Below are 17,533 nucleotides of genomic sequence, written 5' to 3' on the forward strand. Positions count from 1 at the left end.
GGTGCCATGCATGGGGTCCTCCTTCACCGGGCCGGCGGTGAGCCGGACGGCGCTCATCGCAGGGGGCCGCTGCCGTGCGGTCCGTACAGGTCGAGCAGACGGGTGCGGGCGCCCTGCAGCCGGTGCGCGACGATCTCGGCGATCCGGCGGGAGATGGCCCGCCCGAACACCGGGTCGGCCTCGCACAGGGCTCGCACCACGGTGGCGTCGAACTCCATTGCCCGTACGGGGCTTTGGGCTTCGGCGCCCAGATGCCAGGCGTACGGCGGGAAGAGCCACGACCAGCCGAGCAGGTCGCCGGGACCGAGGGTCTCGACGGCGGCGGCGCGGCGGCCGGGGACGTGGAGGTCGAGGGTGACCGAGCCGGTGTGGATGATCCAGAAGCAGTCGGCCTTGCGGCCTTCTTCGAAGATGCGGGTGCCTGCGGGGAAGGACACCTCACGGGCGAGCTCCATCAGCCGCTCGCGGCCCTCCGGGGGCAGCACCCCGAGCAGGTTTGATGTGGTGGTGGTCATGACGGCCCTCCGGGCCAGTGATGTCGGTTCGGCAGCGACAAGAGCTGTCACCACCATCGTCGGACGATGCCGCTGTTCAGGGCATGGGCCGAGCGGCCCCGGTCGCCCGTCCGCTCGGCCCACGCGTCGCGTCGGCCGCGGTCAGCTCGGCGGCGATGTCGTGGCCCACGCGCGGATCTGCTCGCGGTCGCGGAAGTCGCCGCCCTTGCCCTGCTGGAGGATCTGGCGGGCGATGAAGCCACGGGCGCCCCCGCTGAGTCTGCTGCCGAACGTCACGTGGTCTCGCGCGTCCAGCCGGGCGACGATGCGGGCCGCTCCTCGTGCGGCCGGGATGTCGCGTTCCGTGGCCGAGGCGTCGAGCGGGCCGCTGCTGAACAGCCAGACCGGCCGCCGGGCGAGTGCCTTGCGGTGGCGGCGGGCAAAGCCGGCGGCGTCGCGCTGCCAGCGGCACGCGTACACGCCCGCACCCAGCACCACCGCGTCGTACGAAGTGATGTCGCGGATCGCGGCGGCGGACCGGACGTCGGTGTCGACGCCCTCCTGGCGCAGTTCCTCGGCTATCCAGTCTGCGATCTCGGTCGTGGAGCCGTTCTTCGTCCCGTAGGCGATGAGTACGCGCTGTGCGGTCATGGTCATTCACCTCGTCTTCGGTGGCGGGCCGCCGTATTCCAGGGTGGCGAGTGGTAGTACTCGTCGTCGTCGATCTCGCCGCGCGCGAATCGCTCGGCGAGCAGCTGCTGCGGAGTCGCGCCGGGCACGTGCGGGCCGGCGGCCGGGCCATGAGGTAGTCGTACATGTACACGGTTTCTGCCCTCCGTCAGAGCCTGCGGAGCCAGTCGTCGGCGACGCCGTGCACTGCCGGTTCGGCCGGGCGCAGCTGCGTGTCGTCGTAGCGGTGGGTGAGGTGGTTGACGACGGCGACCACGCCGTCGATCTGGCGGGTCATGTGTGCGGCGATGGTGGCCTCGCTCTGCCGCTCCAGCTGGCCGTCCAGGGTGACGACGCCGTTGGTGACGGTGACGCCGAGGGCGTGTCGGTTGAGCCACAGAGTGCGGACCAGGATCTCGTCGATCACCTCGGCGCGGATGTCTTCGTCGGTGCGGAGGAAGACCTTCAGGAGGTCCCGGCAGGTGACGATGCCGACCAGGCGGTCTTCCTCGTCCAGGACGGACAGCCGCTTGACGTGGTGCTCGGCCATGGTGCGGGCGGCGCGGGCGATGGAGTCGTCGGCGCGGACGGTGATGGGCGGGGTGGACATCAACTGCCCGGCGGTGCGGGCGTGGGCCTTGGCGGCCGCCCGGCGGGCGGCGCGGGTCAGGCGGAAGCGCCGCATCCGCCCGGCATCCTGCTCGGCCTGGTGGAGCATCAGGTCGGTCTCCGAGATGACCCCGATGACCTTCTCGTCGTCGTCCACGACCGGCAGGCCGCTGATCCGGTGCTGCGCGAGCAGTGCGGCGACCTCCTTGAACGGCGTTGCGTACATCGCCCGGACGACGTCGCTCGTCATCACGTTGCCGATCTTCTGGTGCTTCACGGGGTTCTCCTCTCAGGCATCGGTTTTCTCAGCCGCAGGCGCCGCAGGTACGGGTCGTGGGCGTGGCGGGGCAGTACGCGGATGCGGACGTTGAGGGCAGCAACGCCGTCGGGCCGGGCGATGACCGGGTTGAGGTCCGCCTCGGCGAGCTGGGGCAGGTCGCTGGCCAGTTGCGACAGGCGCAGCAGGAGCTACTCCAGTCCTCCCAGGTCGACCTGTCCGCTGCCTCGGTGGCCGAACAGCAGTGGGGCACACCGGGGTGCGGTGATCAGGTCGTGTACGTCCCGGTCGGTGAGCGGGGCGAGGCGGGCGGCGTGGTACGGCCGCAGACTCGCCGTGTCGGCGGTACGGCCGCGTTCGTCGACCGCTGCCAGGTAGTGCTCGTCCGGGTCGAGCCGGATGGTGCAGCGGACCTCGGTGCCGTCGAAGTGGCGTGTGGTGTTCAGGCCCAGGTCGGCGAACACCTTGTGCACCAGGTGGTTGTCGGCCAGGGCGTCGGCGGTGAAAGCCGTGGCCGTTCTGACGGGCGGCGTGCACCAGGTGCTCCAGGAGCAGAGTGCCCGCGCCGTCGTGGTGGAAGTCGTCGGCGACCGCCAGGGCGATCTCCGCGGAAGTGGGGTCCGCCCCGATCTCGTACTCGGCGACGCCCACGATCCGTCCGCCGAAAGCGGCGATCAGAGCACAGTTGCCCGGCTGCGGTAGGGCACAGAGCCGGTCTGCGGCTGTCCGGCCCGACAGCCGGCTCACTCCGAAGAACCGCAGCCGCAGGTTCTCGGCCGACATCTCCTCGTACAGCCGCTCCGCCTGGTGGTGGTCCTCCGGCCGCGCGCGCCGTATCTCCACCGTCCGGCCGTCGGCCAGCAGCGCGTGGGTCTCCCGCACGCCGTGCGTGATGTCAGTCATCGCGGTCCCTCCTCTCCTCGGATGCCGCCTTTACGATCTGCTGGCGCGCGGGTGGATCGCTGGGGCTGGCCGGGGGCGGGGTGGGGGCCGTTCGGCCCCGATCGAGGCGGCTGTTCGGCGCCGTCGGTCAGGTGTCCAGCTGGTGAATCAGGTGGCTATGGACGTCGACCACACCGTCCACGCCGCGGCACAGCCGCTCCACGACGGGGGTGAGGCTCGCCTGTTCTACTGTGCCGTCCAAAGTGACGCGACCGTCGACGACGTGGGCGGTCACCGCGAACGGGGCAAGACCCAGCGTGCGCGTGAGGACATCGCCCTGGATCTCCTCACGTATGGCGCTGTCCGGCCGCAGGAAGACCCGCAGTAGGTCGCTGCGGCTGACCAGGCCGATCAGCCGGCCGGCGTCGTCCACCACAGGAAGCCGTTTGACGTGGTTGCTCTCCATCACCCGAGCCGCTTCCACGACGGTCCACTGCGGGCGGGCGATGACGATCGGGCTGGTCATCAGCCCCTCGGCCGTGACCGCCTCGGCCTTGGCGTGGTCCGCAGTCGGCGTATGCGTCGCGGCGCGTAGTAGCCCCGCCGGGTCCGGCTGCTGTGCTTCCTTGCGCAGCAGATCGGCTTCGGACACCACGCCCACGGGGCGATCCCCGTCGTCCACCACGGGGACGGCCGTTATGTCGTACTCCGCAAGGACCTTGGCGATCTCCTTGAAGGTCGTGTCCCGGCCGGCGCGAACGACGTCTCTCGTCATCAGGTCGCTGACGCAACGGTGCTGCATGGTCATGACCGTCGTCTCCTTCTGCCTGGGTGCCGTTCCTTCACTTCCACTGTCCGCGCGGCCGGGACGCCCGTGCGTGGGCCGGTCGGTCTCCGGCCAGCGGCCGATCGTCCCCGATACCAAGGGCTGGACCGGCCCCGCCGAGGTTGACGGCGTGCCGGTCGAGGGCACCTGGCGGGCCCACCAGGTCCCGCTGTCCGCCGTACGCGACAACCCCGAGCACCTGCGGATGCTGGAGGCCTGGCACGCACCGCCCCGAAGGCCGGCACCATCGGCAGGTGGAAGGTGACCCGGTCACCGGTGTCCGCGCCGCCAAACCCGCGCAGCAGGGCGGCCAACTCATTCACCCGCCGGTACAGCTCCTGGTACGTGACCGCCTTGGTCTCCTGCTCCTCGGGCTCGGGCACCCAGATGAAGGCGGCCTTGTTCCGGCTGGTGGCAAGGTGCCGGTCGACGCAGTTGTAGGAAGCGTTCAAGCGGCCGCCCACGAACCACTGCCAGAACGGTGGGTGGCTGGTGTCCAAGGTCGTGTGCCAGTAGGTGTCCCAGCTGAGCAGGTCCGCGTACTCCTTGAAGCACTCGGGGAAGTGCTCCTCGCCGAACCGCTCAATGATGGCCGGGTCGCCCGCGTTCGCCTGGGCGATGAACCTGGCCGGGGGCCTTCTGCCGCCATGGGTTCGACCTCCCACTGGAATAGCCGCGGCGGCGGGTCGCAGGCCCGGCCGCTAACCGTCCGCGAGCAGACTCGCGGAGACTCAGAATTCGCGCAGTTCGGCTCCGCAGGCGCACTGGCGGGCGAACGCTGTGGACGACCTGGGCCGCCTGGTGATCGCACGGATCCAGCAGGTCGAGGGCGTCTTCCGCACCCTGACCTGCCCGATTGCACAGCTCTAGCCAGCGGCTTATGGAGCAAGCGTGGCGCTGCTGGCGCGGACGCCCCGGGTGACTCGCTGGCCTTGGGCCCGTCCGGCCCCTGTCGCAGGGTGGGGCCCGGTGGTGGACTGAAGGTGTCGGAACCTTGCCGAGGAAACGAAGGAGGCAGCTGTCATGCCTGCCATTGCACGCCGGCAGCACCGGTTCCCGTTCCCGGACCTGCCCGAGTGGTTCGAGTCGTTCCCACCGCGATTCGGCTGGTCTCCACTGGCCGACCTGTACGACATGAAGATTGAGGATTACACCCAGGATGACCGGTACGTCATCCGTGCGGAGATTCCCGGCATCGACCCAAACAAGGACCTGGATGTCACGGTCGAGGAGGGCGTCCTCACCATAAAGGCCGAGCGCAGTGAGCGCGAGGTCGACAAGCACCGCCGCGAGATCCGGTACGGGTCCCTGAGCCGCAGTGTCGCCCTGCCCAAGGGCGCGAAGGCGGACGACATTCGCGCCGAGTACACCGACGGGATGCTCACCGTCAGCGTGGGACTCGGCGAGGAGAAGACGCAGCCCCAGCACATCGAGGTCAAGCACGGCTGACCATCGGAACGCGGGCATCGGAACGTACCCGGCAGACGGCAAGGCGCCGAACGGCCTTCGCCCGCCATGCGCATCTGCTGCCACACCCGCTTTCTCGTCGGCTTCCAGGCGTCCGTAGCTGTCGATAGCGGGGCGGCCCAGGACGCCGGTGCCAGCATGCCCCTGAAGCCGCGGAGGCCGCTGCACCGGAGCCTTTGGTTGCCCCATCAGGACTAGAATTGCAAAAATCATCAATTCGCTACATGCTGTTGTGGCTGTGCTCGTAGGTAGCCGCAGGCGCAGCACCATGCCGCGCACCCCGGACCGGGGGCGACGAGGAATAGGGACTGGGGAACCGGTGTCGGTGCCGCTGTATCAGGCCAAGGCGGACTTCTTCCGCATGCTCGGGCATCCGGTGCGGATCCGGGTGCTGGAGCTGCTGCAGGACGGGTCGATGCCGGTACGGGAGCTGCTGGCGCGGATCGAGGTCGAGCCGTCGGCGCTGTCCCAGCAGCTGGCGGTGCTGCGCCGGTCGGGGATCGTGATGTCGAGCCGTGAGGGTTCGACGGTGGTGTACGCGCTGACCGGCGGGGATGTGGCGGAGCTGCTGCGGGCGGCGCGCCGGATCCTGACCGAGATGCTCACCGGGCGGCACGAGCTGCTGGCCGAGTTGCGGGAAGCCGAGGTCGTCTCCAAGTGAGTTCCCTTCTCGATCGGGCCTGGGGTCCGGTTCGCGACCTGCTGCCGGCCCGCGCCGACCTCGCACGCATGGGCCGTGACCCGCGTCGGGACGTTCTTGCCGGACTCACCGTGGCGATCGTGGCACTGCCACTCGCGCTGGGCTTCGGGATCTCCTCCGGTGCTGGGGCGGCCGCGGGGCTGGCCACGGCGGTGGTGGCCGGCACCCTGGCGGCGGTGTTCGGCGGGTCCAATCTCCAGGTGTCGGGCCCGACTGGGGCGATGACCGTGGTCTTGGTGCCGATCGTGGCCCAGTACGGGACCGGCGGAGTGCTCGCCGTGGGGCTGCTGGCCGGACTGATGATGGTCGGGCTCGCCGTGGCCCGGGCCGGGCGGTACATGAGCTACGTCCCGGCCCCCGTGATCGAGGGCTTCACGCTGGGCATCGCGGGCGTCATCGGGCTGCAGCAGGTGCCCAACGCGCTGGGCGTGCCGAAGCCGGAGGGCGAGAAGGTCGTGGCCATCGCGTGGCGCGCGGTCGAGGAGTTCGTAGGGCAGCCGAACTGGACGGCCATTGGCCTGGCTGCCGGGGTGGTCGTGCTGATGTTGGCCGGTGCGCGCTGGAAGCCGACCGTGCCGTTCTCCCTGATCGCGGTGATCGCCGCCACGGTCGCAGCTAAGGCAATGCGCCTGGATGCTGTGACCATCGGGCATCTGCCTGCCGGGCTGCCGGCCCCCTCGCTGGCCTTCCTGCATCCGTCCGAGGTGCCGTCGCTCCTGCCCCCGGCGGTGGCGGTGGCGGCGCTGGCCGCGCTGGAGTCGCTGATGTCGGCGAGTGCGGCGGACGCGATGAGCGTGGGGCAGCGCCACGACAGCAACAAGGAGCTGTTCGGGCAGGGCCTGGCCAACATCGCAGCCCCACTGTTCGGCGGTGTCGCGGCCACCGGCGCGATCGCCCGCACCGCGGTCAACGTCCGCTCGGGCGCGAGCTCGCGGCTGGCCGCGCTCGTGCACGCTGCGGTGCTGGCAGTGATCGTCTTCGCCGCCGCCCCGCTGGTGGCCGGTATCCCGCTGGCGGCGCTGGCCGGGGTGCTGATCGCCACCGCGATCCGCATGATCGAGGTCGCGAGCCTGCGGGCCATGATGCGCGCCACTCGCTCTGACGCGGTGATCCTGGTGCTGACGGCGGCGGCCACGCTCGCCCTGGACCTGGTCAAGGCCGTGCTCATCGGCATGGGCGTGGCCGGCGCGCTCGCGCTGCGCGCGGTGGCCAAGCAGGCCCGCCTGGACCAGGTGCCGCTCGACCGGGGTGACCACGGCGAGGAGGAACACGCGCTGCTCGCCGAGCACATCGTGGCGTACCGGATCGACGGCCCGCTGTTCTTCGCCGCCGCGCACCGCTTCCTGCTGGAGCTGGCCGAGGTCGCCGACGTGCGGGTGGTCATCCTGCGGATGTCCCGGGTGAGCACGTTGGACGCCACTGGCGCCCTGGTGCTCAAGGACGCCATCGACAAGCTCAAGCGGCGCGGCATCACCGTGATGGCGTCCGGGATCAGGCCCGGTCAGCTGCGCACCCTGGATTCCCTGGGCGTCCTGGACACGCTGCGCGTCGGCGGCCGGATGTACGCCACCACCCCGGACGCGATCCGCGCCGCCCGTACCCACCTGCACTGTGCCGGGGTGCTTCCCGTTCCCGCGCAGCTGCGGAGCGATGTCCCCGAGGAGGCAGCCCGATGACCACCCCCTCCCTCCGGCGCATGATCGAGGTCTCCGGCGCCGAGGCCCTCTGGCTGCTCGAAGGCAGCGCATCAGGGCGGCTGGTTTACGTCCAGCGGGCCGTGCCGATGGTCCGCCCGGCCGCGCATGTGCTGGAGTACGGCCGCCTGATCGTCCGTGCCCCGGTTGCGGCCTCGGCTTTCACCGGAACGTCGACCGTGGTGGCGTATCACGCCGATCACGTCCACTCGGTGACCGGGCGCGGCTGGTTGGTCAGCGCCACCGGATCCGCTGAGGTGGTCACCGACCCCCATGAGACGGCTCACTATCTGCGCACCCTGTCTGGCTGGGCGCACGGGCCGCACGACACGCTGCTGCGCATTCGCCCGCAGAATGTGAATGGCTACCGGCTGGGCGATATCACCGAGACCGCCACCTCGACCCCCGGCGACACCAGCGGCAGGCCGCGGACCCCGTGACCCGCCACGCAGCCCTCCGGCACCGCCACATGCTCACCCTGCCGCCGGAACCGGCCTCGGTGGCGATGGCACGCCGCACCGCTGAATACGTCTACGGCTGCTGGGGCGTCAACCCGGGACACCCCGTCGTCGGTCCGGCCCTGCTCATCCTCAGTGAGTTGGTCACCAACTGCGTCAGGCACGCCGCAGAGTCAAGCGCCGCCCTCGACGTCATCTACGCCGCCGACGAAGGCGTCCTCGCGTTCGCCGTCCACGACCGCCACCCGCGCCAGCCGGACCTGATCAGGCTTGCCAAGCCGGCCGGCGGCCTGGCCATGATCGTCGAACTCACCGCCGAACTCGGCGGCACCGCCACGCTCCGACCCGACGCCGACGGCGGCGGCAAGAGCATCTGGATCACCCTTCCCCTGCAGTAACCCTGTCGAGAGAGCCGTTCCCCATGCGTACCGCGACCGCACCCGTGACCTGCCAGTGGCGCTACACCGCCCGTGACGACCTGGGCATCCTGGCACTGGCCGGCCACCTCGACGCCGCCACCGCCGACCGCTTCAGCGGCGCCGTCGGCTGGGCCCTGGCCCACGGAACCGGCCCGCTCATCCTCGACCTGGCCGCCCTGCACACCTGGTCGCCCGAAGGGCAGGCAGCTATCGTCACGGCCGCCCGCCGCCTGGCCGGGCACGACCGGCAGCTGCAGCTTTCCGCGATCCCCGCCGACGGCACCGCCGCCGTCATCTACAACGGGACCCCCTTCCTCCCCGTGCATGCGGACCTGGCCACCGCCCTGGCCGCGCACGGCGCGACCCTCGATGAGCCTGCCGAGCAGCGGCAATGGCGCTCGGACGGCTGGGCGTGAGGATCCGTCAGCGGGAGGACGTGCCCAGATCACGCAGTGCTGTCGCCAGGTCGGGATAGAGCGACAACGGGGCCAGCCGTTCGCCGGTGATGCCGGCGGCGGGCAGGCGCTCCAGTCCGCACAGGGCCAGCGGGCTCGGGTGGGCGCGCAGCTGTTCCACGGCGTGCACCGCCTGCTCGCCGGCTGCGCTCCAGCCGCGCAGTCCGGTGATGTCCACGGTGATCGGGCCGGTGCTGCGGGCCAGGACCCAGCCGACGGCACCGGTGAGGCGATCGACGGCCTCGTCGCGCAGGTAGCCGATCAGGCTCAGGACGTCGACGCCGTCGCGGTGCTCGTGGTTCCAGCTCACGGGGTCTGCTCTTCGTCAGCGGGCTGGTCCGCGTGGGCCGTGGCCATCCGGGCCGGGCTGATGCGGCCGCGCAGGACGTCCACCCGCAGCAGGCGCGCGTGCCCGCAATTCGGGCAGGACCCCTCCGGGGCAGTGGCGGTCGGGCGGCACTTCAGGCGACAGGCCGGGCACTTCAGCAAGGCGGCGCCGGCGCCGCGCAGCGGGGTGACTCTCATCGTGCCTCCCTCCTCTCTTCAGCTAGCTAATTGCTAATCTTAGCAATTAGCTAGGCCGTCACCTTTGGCGTGGCGCGGCAGGATAGGCCGCATGGCAACGAGGTACGGATGGGGTCGATGCGTGGCGCGTACGGCAGGTACGGAGGAGCGACCTTGAGTACGCCGCTCTACCAGCTCAAGGCGGAGTTCTTCAAGACGCTCGGGCATCCGGCCCGGATCCGGGCACTGGAGCTGCTCAGCGAGCGCGAGCACGCCGTCTCGGAGATGATCCCGCAGGTCGGAATAGAGGCCGCCCAACTGTCCCAGCAGCTCGCTGTGCTGCGCCGGGCGAATCTGGTCGTAACCCGCAAGGAGGGTTCGACCGTTTACTACTCGCTGGCCAGTCCTCAGGTGGCCGAGCTGCTACGGGTCGCTCGGGCGATCCTGTCCGGGGTGCTGGCGGGCCAGGCCGAACTGCTGGCAGACCTGCGCGCCGCGTCCCCGGACCGCGAAGGGCCTCCGTAGCCGGCCCTGGACAACGCGAGGCACTGACACTGTCGACCAGTAGCACCTGTTGGGGGCCGTGATGAATCTGCTGCGCAAGATCCGCAACACCGGGCGGGTGGCCGAGTCCGCGCCGCCGCGCCCGGTCGCAGAGCCCCCGCCCGCCGCGCGCGGGCTGTGTGGCTCGGCCCAGGTGCGGCACGTCGACGCGGGCTCCTGCAACGGCTGCGAGATCGAGATCGGCATGGCCTTCGGCCCGGTCTGCGACGCCGAGCGGTACGGTGCGCGGCTGGTCGCCTCGCCCCGGCACGCGGATGTGCTGCTGGTGACGGGCCCGGTCACCCGCAACATGGCGGAACCGCTGCGCCGCACGGTCGCCGCGACCCCGGAGCCCCGACTGGTGGTCGCGGTCGGCGACTGCGCGCTGAACTGCGGTGAATTCGCCGGGGGTTACGGGGTCGAGGGCGCCGTCTCCGAGGTCGTACCGGTGGACCTGGAAGTGCCCGGCTGCCCGCCGGAGCCGGCGAAGATCGTGGTGGCGCTTCGCACCGTGACCGGCCGGTGAACGTGGTCGCGTCGGCGCTGGCTGCCGCGGCGGGCCTGGCCGGGGCAGGAGTGGTCGCGGGTCTGCTGGCGCCGGAGCGGGTGCGGGCCGCGGCGGTCGGCGGGTGCACTGCCGGGCTAGGCGCGGCCGGACTCGCCGCCGGGGTCGCGGCCCTGGCCGGCACGCGCTGGTCGGCGCAGATCCCGGATCTGCTGCCGCTGGCCGGAACGCATCTGGGGGTGGACCCCCTGTCCGGACTGTTCATCGCGGTGGTCTGCGCGGTGGTCTGCGCGGTTGCCGTCTACGGGATCGGCTATTCGACGGGGCACGGGACCGGGCACGGCCTCGACTCGCGTGGCGTGCAGGCCGTCCTGCCGGTCTTCGCGCTCACCCTCGTGCTCGTACCGGCGGCCGCGAGCGTGTCGACGTTCCTGCTGCTGTGGGAGCTGATGGCGCTCACCTCGCTGCTGCTGGTGCTGGCCGAGCACCAGCAGCGCCCCTCGGTCCGGGAGGCCGGGGTCTGGTATGCGGTGATGACCCATTTCGGTCTGGTGCTGCTGCTGGCGGGGCTGGCGCTCTTCGCGGCGAAGGCCGGCGGCGAGACCTTCGCGGCGCTGCGGTCCGGGGCAGACGGGATGTCACCGGCCGTGCGGGGCACCGTATTCGTGCTCACCGCGACCGGCTTCGCGTCCAAGGCGGGCATGGTGCCACTGCACGCCCCGCTGCCGCGCGCGCATCCCGAGGCGCCCAGCCATGTCTCGGCCCTGATGAGCGCCGCGATGGTGAATCAGGGGGTCTACGGCATCGTCCGGACCGGCTTCGCCCTGCTGGGCGGCGGCCCGCGCTGGTGGTGGCTGCTGGTGCTCGGGGCGGGGGCGCTCTCGGCGGTGTACGGGATCCTGCAGGCCGCGATGGCGTCCGACCTCAAACGCCTGCTGGCGTACTCGACCAGCGAGAACATGGGGCTGGTGCTGATCGGCCTGGGCGCGGCAGGCATGTTCGCCGACGCTGGCGCCCGCGCCCTGGCGGCGCTCGCGCTGACCGCCGCGCTGCTGCACGTCGTCAACCACTCGGCATTCAAGGCGCTGTTGTTCTGCGCGGCGGGTTCGGTGCTGCGCGCCACCGGGCTGCGCGACCTGGACGCGATGGGCGGCCTGCGGGCCCGGATGCCGTGGACGGCCGGACGCCGGACCGCCGCCGGCCTTCGCCCGCCCCGAAGGGCCGTACCCCTTCCTGGAGGTGGAGGGCGACGGCGTGTACGAGATCCCGGTCGGCCCGGTCCACGCGGGGCTGATCGAGCCCGGTCACTTCCGCTTTTCCGTGGTCGGCGAGACCATCCTCAAGCTCAAAGCCCGGCTGTGGTTCGTCGACAAGGGCATCGAGAAACTCTTCCAGGGCCGCACCATCGAGCGCGGCCTGCCGCTCGCCGAACGGATCAGCGGCGACACCGCCGTCGGCCACGCCCTCGCCTACTGCCTGGCCGTCGAGGAGGCCACTGGCGCCCCCGTGCCCGAGCAGGCACGCCGGGCCCGAGCCCTGCTGCTGGAGCTGGAGCGACTCCACAACCACGTCGCCGACCTCGGCGCGCTGTGCAACGACGTCGGCCACGGTATCCTCAACGCCCACGCCCAGCGCATCCGCGAGCAGCTGCTGCGACTGAACCACGACACCACCGGCCACCGCCTGCTGCGCGGCGGCGTCGTCCCCGGCGGCGCGGTCCTGCGATCCGTCCCCGATCCGGCGCGAATGCGGGCCTTTCGCAACGACATCCGCGAGATCGTCGCGCTGGCGCTCGGCCACGGCACCGTACGCGACCGCTTCACCGGCACTGCCGTCCTGTCCGCCGAAGCCGCCCGTGACATCGGCTGCCTGGGCTACGTGGCCCGGGCCAGCGGTCTGCCCGGCGACGCCCGCACCGCCCACCCGTTGTGCGACTACGGGGAGGCGCTCACCGTTCCCGTCCACACCGGCGGTGACGTGCTGGCCCGCTTCCTGATCCGGGCCGAGGAGATCGAGGCCTCGCTGGCGCTGGTCGAGCACTTCACGGAGGGCCTGGCGCCCGGAGCGGCGGTCGTTCCGGGCGCCAGGCGGCGACGGGACCCGCTCCGGCACCGCCATCGTGGAGGGCTGGCGCGGCACCATCATCACCCGCGTCGAACTTGCCCCCGACGGGACCTTGAGCCGGGTCAAGCCCGTCGATCCGTCCTTCTTCAACTGGCCCGCGCTGCCCGTCGCGCTCGCCGACACAATTGTCCCGGACTTCCCGTTGACGAATAAGAGCTTCAATCTCTCCTATGCGGGAAACGAACTGTAACGTTCGCCGAAAGTCATTTATGAGCGTGCTGGCCCAAATAGAAGAGCAGGATCACGAATCCCGCAAACAGGTGAGTGGCGAAAATGTAGATCATGACCCGCAGCAGCACTGCTCTCTGCTTGTATTTCTCGGTGCCCGCCCCGTTGCTCGCGGGGGCCTCGGCGGTGCGTTCGGCGGCGGGTTCGGCGTCGTCGCTCATGCTATGTCCCCCGTCATCTCGCTCTGCCGCAGCTCGGCCAGCAGATCCTCCTGGCCGGCCAGCAACTCGGTCAGGATCCGCCGTGCGGCCCGCAGTAGTTCGGCGACATCGCCGCCCGCCAGCTCGTACACCACCGTCGAGCTGCTTCGGGTGGCAGTGACGATGCCGGAGCGGCGCAGCACGGCCAACTGCTGGGAGAGGTTCGACGGCTCGATCTCGATCGCGGCCAGCAGCTCCCGTACCGGCATCGGCCCGCCCTGCAGAAGCTCAAGGACCCGGATGCGCACCGGATGCCCCAGCATCCGGAAGAACTCCGCCTTCGCCTGGTACAGCGGAACCTGCACCTCGATCAACTCCTGTCCGCACGGTATCTGGCGAATTGAAGAACTCTTCAATCCTACGGGACGCGGCCACGCCCCACCGACGGGGCGGGCTCAGGCCTTCTTCAGGAAGGCGGTCCTGGCCATGGGTTCCTTTCCCCGGCCAGCCGCAGCCACGTGTCTGACCCGGCCGGCTTACGGGAAAGTCCGGGCTCGGGGACGAACGGCCCTCGCCCCGCGTGCTCGCTGCGCACACCATGGGTGGGGAGAGGTGAGCCATCATGCAGATCGTGATCGTTTACGAGAGTCTGTTCGGCAACACCCATGAGATCGCGGAGGCGATCGCCGAGGGCCTTCGGGAAGCCCGACCGGACGCCCAGGTCGCCTGCCTCCAGGTGGCCGTGGCCGGTGCCGACGCGACCAGGGGGGCGGATCTGCTCGTGGTCGGTGGCCCGACCCACCTGCGTGGGATGTCCTTCGGTCTCAGCCGCAAGATGGCGCTGAAGGCAGAGGAGACGGAAGCAAAGGCCGGGTTGGCCGCGCACGAGCCCGAGGCGGGTGCCGAAGGCCCCGGAGTGCGCGACTGGTTCCATTCCCTGCCGAGGCCGGAGCCGGGCAGCCGCGCTGCCGCCTTCGACACCCGCCTCGGCAAGCCGATGAGCGGTGGCGCGGCACACGTGATTGCACGCAGGCTCAGCCATCACGGCTACATCGTGGTGGCAGAGCCCGAAGGATTCATCATCGAGGACGCCGACGACGGCCCGCTCAGCAAAGGCGAACACGACCGGGCAAAGGCGTGGGGTGCCAGCCTGGTCTGACGAACCGGCCGACCTCGAACAGACCTGTAGGGCCCTCAGGTTCCATTCGACGAGACACCACAGCCCAGTTCGGCAGCTCCTTGCTCACCCAGAATTCGAGCTGCCTGCCCATGACCAGTCCCGGGTCGATGCGCAGGTACGAGTCCGCACAAGCGGCCGCCCTGCGGCCCGTGCCGGTGCAGGGCGGCGAGTCGGCGAGGGTCCCGCGCCATGCGGCGCTCGCGACCTGGCAGTGAAGCGGATCACCGCCATGGCGGTTCTGATGGCCGACTTAAGCGGCAGCCATCGGCCCGTGGCCGTACCGGCCCTCCGGAGAGGGCCGACCGGCCCTGTACCCACTCCTCCCGGCCGTCCGACAGTGGGAACAGTGACCGGGTCCGCCGTGTCCGCGGCGGCCACGAACCGCGGGAGCCATCATGCCGAGCGCCCAGCACCTCCCTCTCGCCGTCGAGACTCCCGCCGTCGAAGCGCTGCTGGCCGACGGCACCACCGCCGTCATCAGGCCGCTGGGCCCGGATGACCGGGACGCCGCCTTGGACCTGCACGCGGTCCGCATGACCGACGAGAGCCGGCGGCTGCGGTTCTTCGGCGTCAGCCGCCTCGCACCCGAAATGGCGGCAGACCGGTTGTGCGTACCCCCGAGGCCGGGGTTCGTGGCCCTGGGCGCGCTGGTCGGCGGGGAACTGGTGGGTGTGGTGGAGTGCGAGACAATCGAGGGCCGCCCGGACACCGCCGAGCTTGCAGTGGCTGTCGCCGACGACTGGCAGCACCGCGGAGTCGCCACCCTGCTCATCGAGCACCTGGTGCACGCCGCCCGAGAACAGGGAGCGCGCACGCTGGAGGCGGACACCCTGGTCGGCAACCGTTCCGTACACAAGGTTTTCAGCGACCTCGGGCTGCGTGTCCACCGCCACCTGGCGCAGGGCGAGGTTCGAGTGACGGTCGACCTGGACGAGTCCGACGAGCACTACCGCAACGCGGTCGACGAACGCGGGCGCGGTGCGGATATCGCCAGCCTCGTTCCCCTGCTCCGGCCCGGGGCGGTGGCGGTCGTGGGAGTCTCCCGCCGGCCGGGTTCGGTAGGGCAGGCCGTGTTGCTGAAGATCCGTCAGGGCGGCTTCACCGGCGAGATATGGGCGATCAACCCGTACGCCGAGGAAGTCGCCGGCGCCCCCGCCTACCCGGCGCTCTCCGCGCTACCGGGCGTGCCGGACCTGGCAGTGATCGCCGTGCGCCCAACCGTGGTCGCGAGCGCCGCCGAGGAGTGCGGCCTGGCAGGCGTACGAGCGCTGGTCGTCCTCACGTCCGGGCTCGACGGCAAACAGGCACGGCAGCTTCTGGACACCTGTCGTCGGCACAGCATGCGACTGGTGGGACCGAACTGCCTGGGCATCGCGCAGACCGACCCCGCGTACCGGCTGGACGCCGAGTTCGGCAGGACCGCGCCCCTGCCCGGCACGGCCGGCGTGGCGGTGCAGTCCGGAGGCGTCGGCATCGCGCTGCTCGAACGCCTGTCGGGGCTCGGCGTCGGTGTGTCCACGTTCGTCTCGCTGGGCGACAAGTACGACGTCAGCGGCAACGACCTGCTGCAGTGGTGGGAGAGCGACGGGTGCACCGACCTGGCTCTGCTGCACCTGGAGTCCTTCGGCAGCCCGCGCGCCTTCTCCCGCACCGCGCGCCGGGTTTCCCGGCGGATGCCGGTGCTCACCGTGGACGCGGGCCGCTCGGCTGCCGGCCGCCGGGGCGCCGCCACGCACACCGCCGCAGCGGCCACACCCACCGTCACACGGCAGGCGCTGTTCACTCAAGCCGGCATCACCGCCACCCGGAGCATCGGCGAACTCGTCGAGACCGCCGCCCTGTTGCACGCCCAGCCGCTGCCGGGCGTGCGGGACGCCGTCGCCGTCGTCTCCAACGCCGGGGGCGTGGGGATCCTCGCCGCCGACGCCTGCTCCGACGTCGGGCTCTCGCTGCCCGCGCTCCCGGCTCCGCTCGTGGCCGAACTGCTGGCGGTCCTCCCTGCCGGAGCGACCGCCACCAACCCGGTGGACACCACTGCAGCGGTCGACCCGAAGGAACTGCGCGCCTGCCTGGACCTGCTGGAGCGCGGCGGGTCCGTCGAAGCCGTCCTGGTCTGCCTCACCCCGACCGCACTCGCCACCGACCCCGAGCACGAACCGCTGCGGGCGCTGGTCTCCGGCCGGGCCCGGGGGCGGATCCCGGTCGCGGTCGTCCTGCTCGACCAGGACGCGCCGGTGCGATACCTGGACACTGCCGACGGCGGCCGGATCCCCTCGTACGCCGACCCGTCGGCCGCCGCCCGGGCACTGGCGCACGCCCGCGACCGGGCCCGGTGGCTCGCCGAACCGGCCGGCATCGAGCTCCCCGTTCCCGGCTGCGACCCGCAGCGCGCGAACGCCGTCGTCGACGGCTTCCTGGCCGCTCACCCGAGGGGCGGCTGGCTCGACCCGGACGGTGTGGCGGCGCTCCTGGAGTGCTACGGCGTGCCCCTCACTACCTCGATCTGGGCCGAGGACGAGCACATGGCGGTGCTCGCCGCGTCCTCGCTGGGGCAACTCGGGCACGAGGGCAGAGTCGCGCTGAAGGCTTACTGGCCGGAGCAGGTCCACAAGAGCGAAGTGGGCGCGGTCCGCACCGGGGTGGATGGTGAGCATGCGGTCCGGGCCGCCTTCCGGGACTTCTCGATGCGCTTCGGCGAGCGGATGGCGGGCGTGGTGGTGCAGCCCATGGCCGGCCCTGGCATGGAGCTGTTCGCCGGGGTCGTGCAGGACGTGGTGTTCGGCCCGCTGGTGATGTTCGGAATGGGCGGCACCACCACCGACGTCCTGGACGACCGGGTAGCCCGCCTGGCCCCGCTCACCAGCGCCGACGTACACGCCATGACCACCGGCCTGCGCGCCACCCCCCTGCTGTTCGGCTACCACGGAGGTGCGGCCGTCAACCTGACAGCCGTTCAGGACGTCCTCGCCAGGGTGTCCCACCTCGCCATGGACCTGCCCCAGCTCACCGAAGCCGACCTGAACCCGCTCATCGCCGGTCCCCAAGGCGTGCTCTGCGTCGACGCCCGGATCCGACTGGAACCGCGCCATCCGTTCGACCCCTACCTGCGCCGCCTGCGCCGACCCATAGCCACGGAACCGGTCGCAGCGTAAGAGAGCGGCTCTCACCCCGGCCGCACGGTGTCAGCAAGCCTCGGAAGCCGATCCGGACCGGCTCCGGCTCCAACTGCCCCCTCCGGCTGGAGGGGGCACTGTCGTGGAACACGACCTCGACAAGCCGGGCCCTATTGGGCGTGCAGACCACCGGGCACGGGTCGCACCGACACCCGGTGGGGACCGAACGGCCCTATTCGAGTCGGC

21 protein-coding genes and 6 pseudogenes are annotated in these 17,533 nt (G+C 71.1%); 15 read left to right on the top strand and 12 right to left on the bottom strand.

Annotated elements, in window-relative coordinates; genetic code table 11:
- Positions 1 to 53: 53 nt before the first annotated feature.
- From EFK10_RS15360 to EFK10_RS15385, 7 genes and pseudogenes are all read right to left on the bottom strand, one after another.
- Positions 54 to 515, bottom strand: a complete 462-nt coding sequence (locus EFK10_RS15360; protein ID WP_127356256.1) for a Crp/Fnr family transcriptional regulator — start codon at positions 513 to 515, stop codon at positions 54 to 56.
- A gap of 141 nt (positions 516 to 656) precedes the next feature.
- Positions 657 to 1,145 (bottom strand): flavodoxin domain-containing protein, encoded by a 489-nt coding sequence (locus EFK10_RS15365; protein WP_240677233.1) that lies wholly within the window; start codon positions 1,143 to 1,145, stop codon positions 657 to 659.
- Between the two features lie 2 nt (positions 1,146 to 1,147).
- A complete protein-coding gene (locus tag EFK10_RS52070) occupies positions 1,148 to 1,273 on the bottom strand; it encodes an SHOCT domain-containing protein (RefSeq protein WP_265737514.1) in 126 nt (41 codons plus the stop codon).
- A 59-nt stretch (positions 1,274 to 1,332) separates the two neighbouring features.
- Positions 1,333 to 2,049 carry a CBS domain-containing protein gene (locus EFK10_RS15370; RefSeq protein WP_127356258.1) on the bottom strand — a complete coding sequence of 239 codons (717 nt, stop codon included), beginning with the start codon at positions 2,047 to 2,049 and terminating at the stop codon, positions 1,333 to 1,335.
- A pseudogene (locus tag EFK10_RS53270) lies at positions 2,046 to 2,366 on the bottom strand (acetate--CoA ligase family protein); the annotation flags it as partial. The pseudogene EFK10_RS53270 and the gene EFK10_RS15370, both read right to left, overlap by 4 nt.
- A 250-nt stretch (positions 2,367 to 2,616) precedes the next feature.
- A pseudogene (locus EFK10_RS52655) lies at positions 2,617 to 2,952 on the bottom strand (GNAT family N-acetyltransferase); the annotation flags it as partial.
- A 127-nt stretch (positions 2,953 to 3,079) separates the two neighbouring features.
- On the bottom strand, positions 3,080 to 3,733 hold the full coding sequence (locus EFK10_RS15385) for a CBS domain-containing protein (RefSeq protein WP_127356280.1): 654 nt from the start codon (positions 3,731 to 3,733) through the stop codon (positions 3,080 to 3,082).
- Between the two features lie 121 nt (positions 3,734 to 3,854).
- Between EFK10_RS15385 and EFK10_RS15390 the strand changes: the two are divergent.
- Positions 3,855 to 3,977, top strand: a pseudogene (locus tag EFK10_RS15390) (phosphoketolase family protein); the annotation flags it as partial.
- Between the two features lie 73 nt (positions 3,978 to 4,050).
- Here EFK10_RS15390 and EFK10_RS53275 read toward each other — a convergent pair.
- Positions 4,051 to 4,422, bottom strand: a pseudogene (locus EFK10_RS53275) (acetyl-coenzyme A synthetase N-terminal domain-containing protein); the annotation flags it as partial.
- A 103-nt stretch (positions 4,423 to 4,525) separates the two neighbouring features.
- On the opposite strand from EFK10_RS53275, the pseudogene EFK10_RS50205 reads away from it, so the two are divergent.
- The 7 genes and pseudogenes from EFK10_RS50205 to EFK10_RS15425 form a co-directional block, all read left to right on the top strand.
- Positions 4,526 to 4,627: pseudogene (locus EFK10_RS50205) on the top strand (Lrp/AsnC family transcriptional regulator); the annotation flags it as partial.
- 153 nt (positions 4,628 to 4,780) lie between these two features.
- Entirely contained in the window at positions 4,781 to 5,206 is a 426-nt protein-coding gene (locus tag EFK10_RS15400) for an Hsp20/alpha crystallin family protein (protein WP_127356259.1), read from the top strand.
- 337 nt (positions 5,207 to 5,543) lie between these two features.
- Positions 5,544 to 5,885: an ArsR/SmtB family transcription factor gene (locus tag EFK10_RS15405; protein ID WP_127356260.1), complete on the top strand. Its 342-nt coding sequence runs from the start codon at positions 5,544 to 5,546 to the stop codon at positions 5,883 to 5,885.
- Positions 5,882 to 7,600 (top strand): SulP family inorganic anion transporter, encoded by a 1,719-nt coding sequence (locus EFK10_RS15410; RefSeq protein WP_407647083.1) that lies wholly within the window; start codon positions 5,882 to 5,884, stop codon positions 7,598 to 7,600. Before EFK10_RS15405 ends, EFK10_RS15410 begins: the two co-directional genes overlap by 4 nt.
- Positions 7,597 to 8,058, top strand: a complete 462-nt coding sequence (locus EFK10_RS15415; protein ID WP_127356261.1) for a pyridoxamine 5'-phosphate oxidase family protein — start codon at positions 7,597 to 7,599, stop codon at positions 8,056 to 8,058. Before EFK10_RS15410 ends, EFK10_RS15415 begins: the two co-directional genes overlap by 4 nt.
- A 29-nt stretch (positions 8,059 to 8,087) precedes the next feature.
- A complete protein-coding gene (locus tag EFK10_RS15420) occupies positions 8,088 to 8,474 on the top strand; it encodes an ATP-binding protein (RefSeq protein ID WP_127356282.1) in 387 nt (128 codons plus the stop codon).
- 23 nt (positions 8,475 to 8,497) lie between these two features.
- Positions 8,498 to 8,911 (top strand): STAS domain-containing protein, encoded by a 414-nt coding sequence (locus tag EFK10_RS15425; RefSeq protein WP_240677234.1) that lies wholly within the window; start codon positions 8,498 to 8,500, stop codon positions 8,909 to 8,911.
- 7 nt (positions 8,912 to 8,918) lie between these two features.
- On the opposite strand, the gene EFK10_RS15430 is transcribed toward EFK10_RS15425, so the two are convergent.
- Both EFK10_RS15430 and EFK10_RS15435 read right to left on the bottom strand, forming a co-directional pair.
- A complete protein-coding gene (locus EFK10_RS15430) occupies positions 8,919 to 9,260 on the bottom strand; it encodes a hypothetical protein (RefSeq protein WP_127356262.1) in 342 nt (113 codons plus the stop codon).
- A complete protein-coding gene (locus EFK10_RS15435; RefSeq protein ID WP_127356263.1) occupies positions 9,257 to 9,475 on the bottom strand; it encodes a hypothetical protein in 219 nt (72 codons plus the stop codon). The genes EFK10_RS15430 and EFK10_RS15435 overlap by 4 nt, the downstream gene beginning before the upstream one ends.
- A 153-nt stretch (positions 9,476 to 9,628) precedes the next feature.
- Here EFK10_RS15435 and EFK10_RS15440 point away from each other — a divergent pair, with 153 nt between their 5' ends.
- From EFK10_RS15440 to EFK10_RS15455, 4 genes and pseudogenes are all read left to right on the top strand, one after another.
- On the top strand, positions 9,629 to 9,979 hold the full coding sequence (locus EFK10_RS15440) for an ArsR/SmtB family transcription factor (protein WP_127356264.1): 351 nt from the start codon (positions 9,629 to 9,631) through the stop codon (positions 9,977 to 9,979).
- Between the two features lie 61 nt (positions 9,980 to 10,040).
- Positions 10,041 to 10,523 (top strand): NADH-quinone oxidoreductase subunit B family protein, encoded by a 483-nt coding sequence (locus EFK10_RS15445; protein WP_127356265.1) that lies wholly within the window; start codon positions 10,041 to 10,043, stop codon positions 10,521 to 10,523.
- A 428-nt stretch (positions 10,524 to 10,951) separates the two neighbouring features.
- Positions 10,952 to 11,623, top strand: a pseudogene (locus EFK10_RS50210) (proton-conducting transporter transmembrane domain-containing protein); the annotation flags it as partial.
- 133 nt (positions 11,624 to 11,756) lie between these two features.
- Positions 11,757 to 12,779, top strand: coding sequence for a hydrogenase large subunit (locus EFK10_RS15455; protein WP_240677235.1), 1,023 nt, complete (start codon positions 11,757 to 11,759; stop codon positions 12,777 to 12,779).
- Positions 12,780 to 12,829: 50 nt separating this feature from the next.
- Here EFK10_RS15455 and EFK10_RS52075 read toward each other — a convergent pair whose 3' ends face one another.
- Together EFK10_RS52075 and EFK10_RS15465 are read right to left on the bottom strand one after the other, a co-directional pair.
- Positions 12,830 to 13,015: a DUF6126 family protein gene (locus EFK10_RS52075; protein ID WP_127356266.1), complete on the bottom strand. Its 186-nt coding sequence runs from the start codon at positions 13,013 to 13,015 to the stop codon at positions 12,830 to 12,832.
- The gene (locus EFK10_RS15465; RefSeq protein WP_127356267.1) at positions 13,012 to 13,359 is read right to left on the bottom strand and encodes an ArsR/SmtB family transcription factor; all 348 of its coding nucleotides are present in this window, start codon (positions 13,357 to 13,359) and stop codon (positions 13,012 to 13,014) included. Before EFK10_RS15465 ends, EFK10_RS52075 begins: the two co-directional genes overlap by 4 nt.
- Positions 13,360 to 13,616: 257 nt before the next feature.
- Here EFK10_RS15465 and EFK10_RS15470 point away from each other — a divergent pair, with 257 nt between their 5' ends.
- The 3 genes from EFK10_RS15470 (at position 13,617) to EFK10_RS15475 (ending at position 17,326) form a co-directional block, all read left to right on the top strand.
- Positions 13,617 to 14,153 (top strand): flavodoxin family protein, encoded by a 537-nt coding sequence (locus EFK10_RS15470; protein ID WP_127356268.1) that lies wholly within the window; start codon positions 13,617 to 13,619, stop codon positions 14,151 to 14,153.
- 110 nt (positions 14,154 to 14,263) lie between these two features.
- Positions 14,264 to 14,389 (top strand): hypothetical protein, encoded by a 126-nt coding sequence (locus EFK10_RS52080; RefSeq protein ID WP_265737515.1) that lies wholly within the window; start codon positions 14,264 to 14,266, stop codon positions 14,387 to 14,389.
- 180 nt (positions 14,390 to 14,569) lie between these two features.
- Positions 14,570 to 17,326 carry a bifunctional acetate--CoA ligase family protein/GNAT family N-acetyltransferase gene (locus tag EFK10_RS15475; RefSeq protein ID WP_127356269.1) on the top strand — a complete coding sequence of 919 codons (2,757 nt, stop codon included), beginning with the start codon at positions 14,570 to 14,572 and terminating at the stop codon, positions 17,324 to 17,326.
- The last annotated feature ends 207 nt before the right edge of the window (positions 17,327 to 17,533 follow it).

The organism is Streptomyces soli (genome assembly GCF_003999195.1).
GTDB classification, from domain to species: Bacteria; Actinomycetota; Actinomycetes; order Streptomycetales; family Streptomycetaceae; genus Actinacidiphila; species Actinacidiphila soli.

Bases quoted from the DNA above. Each gene is read 5' to 3' on its own strand.
- EFK10_RS15415 (WP_127356261.1), top strand. From the start codon at position 7,597: ATGACCACCCCCTCCCTCCGGCGCATGATCGAGGTCTCCGGCGCCGAG.
- EFK10_RS15475 (WP_127356269.1), top strand. From the start codon at position 14,570: ATGCCGAGCGCCCAGCACCTCCCTCTCGCCGTCGAGACTCCCGCCGTC.
- EFK10_RS15420 (WP_127356282.1), top strand. From the start codon at position 8,088: ATGCTCACCCTGCCGCCGGAACCGGCCTCGGTGGCGATGGCACGCCGC.
- EFK10_RS15470 (WP_127356268.1), top strand. From the start codon at position 13,617: ATGCAGATCGTGATCGTTTACGAGAGTCTGTTCGGCAACACCCATGAG.
- EFK10_RS15435 (WP_127356263.1), bottom strand. From the start codon at position 9,475: ATGAGAGTCACCCCGCTGCGCGGCGCCGGCGCCGCCTTGCTGAAGTGC.
- EFK10_RS15385 (WP_127356280.1), bottom strand. From the start codon at position 3,733: ATGCAGCACCGTTGCGTCAGCGACCTGATGACGAGAGACGTCGTTCGC.
- EFK10_RS52075 (WP_127356266.1), bottom strand. From the start codon at position 13,015: ATGAGCGACGACGCCGAACCCGCCGCCGAACGCACCGCCGAGGCCCCC.
- EFK10_RS15360 (WP_127356256.1), bottom strand. From the start codon at position 515: ATGACCACCACCACATCAAACCTGCTCGGGGTGCTGCCCCCGGAGGGC.
- EFK10_RS15445 (WP_127356265.1), top strand. From the start codon at position 10,041: ATGAATCTGCTGCGCAAGATCCGCAACACCGGGCGGGTGGCCGAGTCC.
- EFK10_RS15425 (WP_240677234.1), top strand. From the start codon at position 8,498: ATGCGTACCGCGACCGCACCCGTGACCTGCCAGTGGCGCTACACCGCC.
- EFK10_RS52080 (WP_265737515.1), top strand. From the start codon at position 14,264: ATGACCAGTCCCGGGTCGATGCGCAGGTACGAGTCCGCACAAGCGGCC.
- EFK10_RS15400 (WP_127356259.1), top strand. From the start codon at position 4,781: ATGCCTGCCATTGCACGCCGGCAGCACCGGTTCCCGTTCCCGGACCTG.
- EFK10_RS15365 (WP_240677233.1), bottom strand. From the start codon at position 1,145: ATGACCGCACAGCGCGTACTCATCGCCTACGGGACGAAGAACGGCTCC.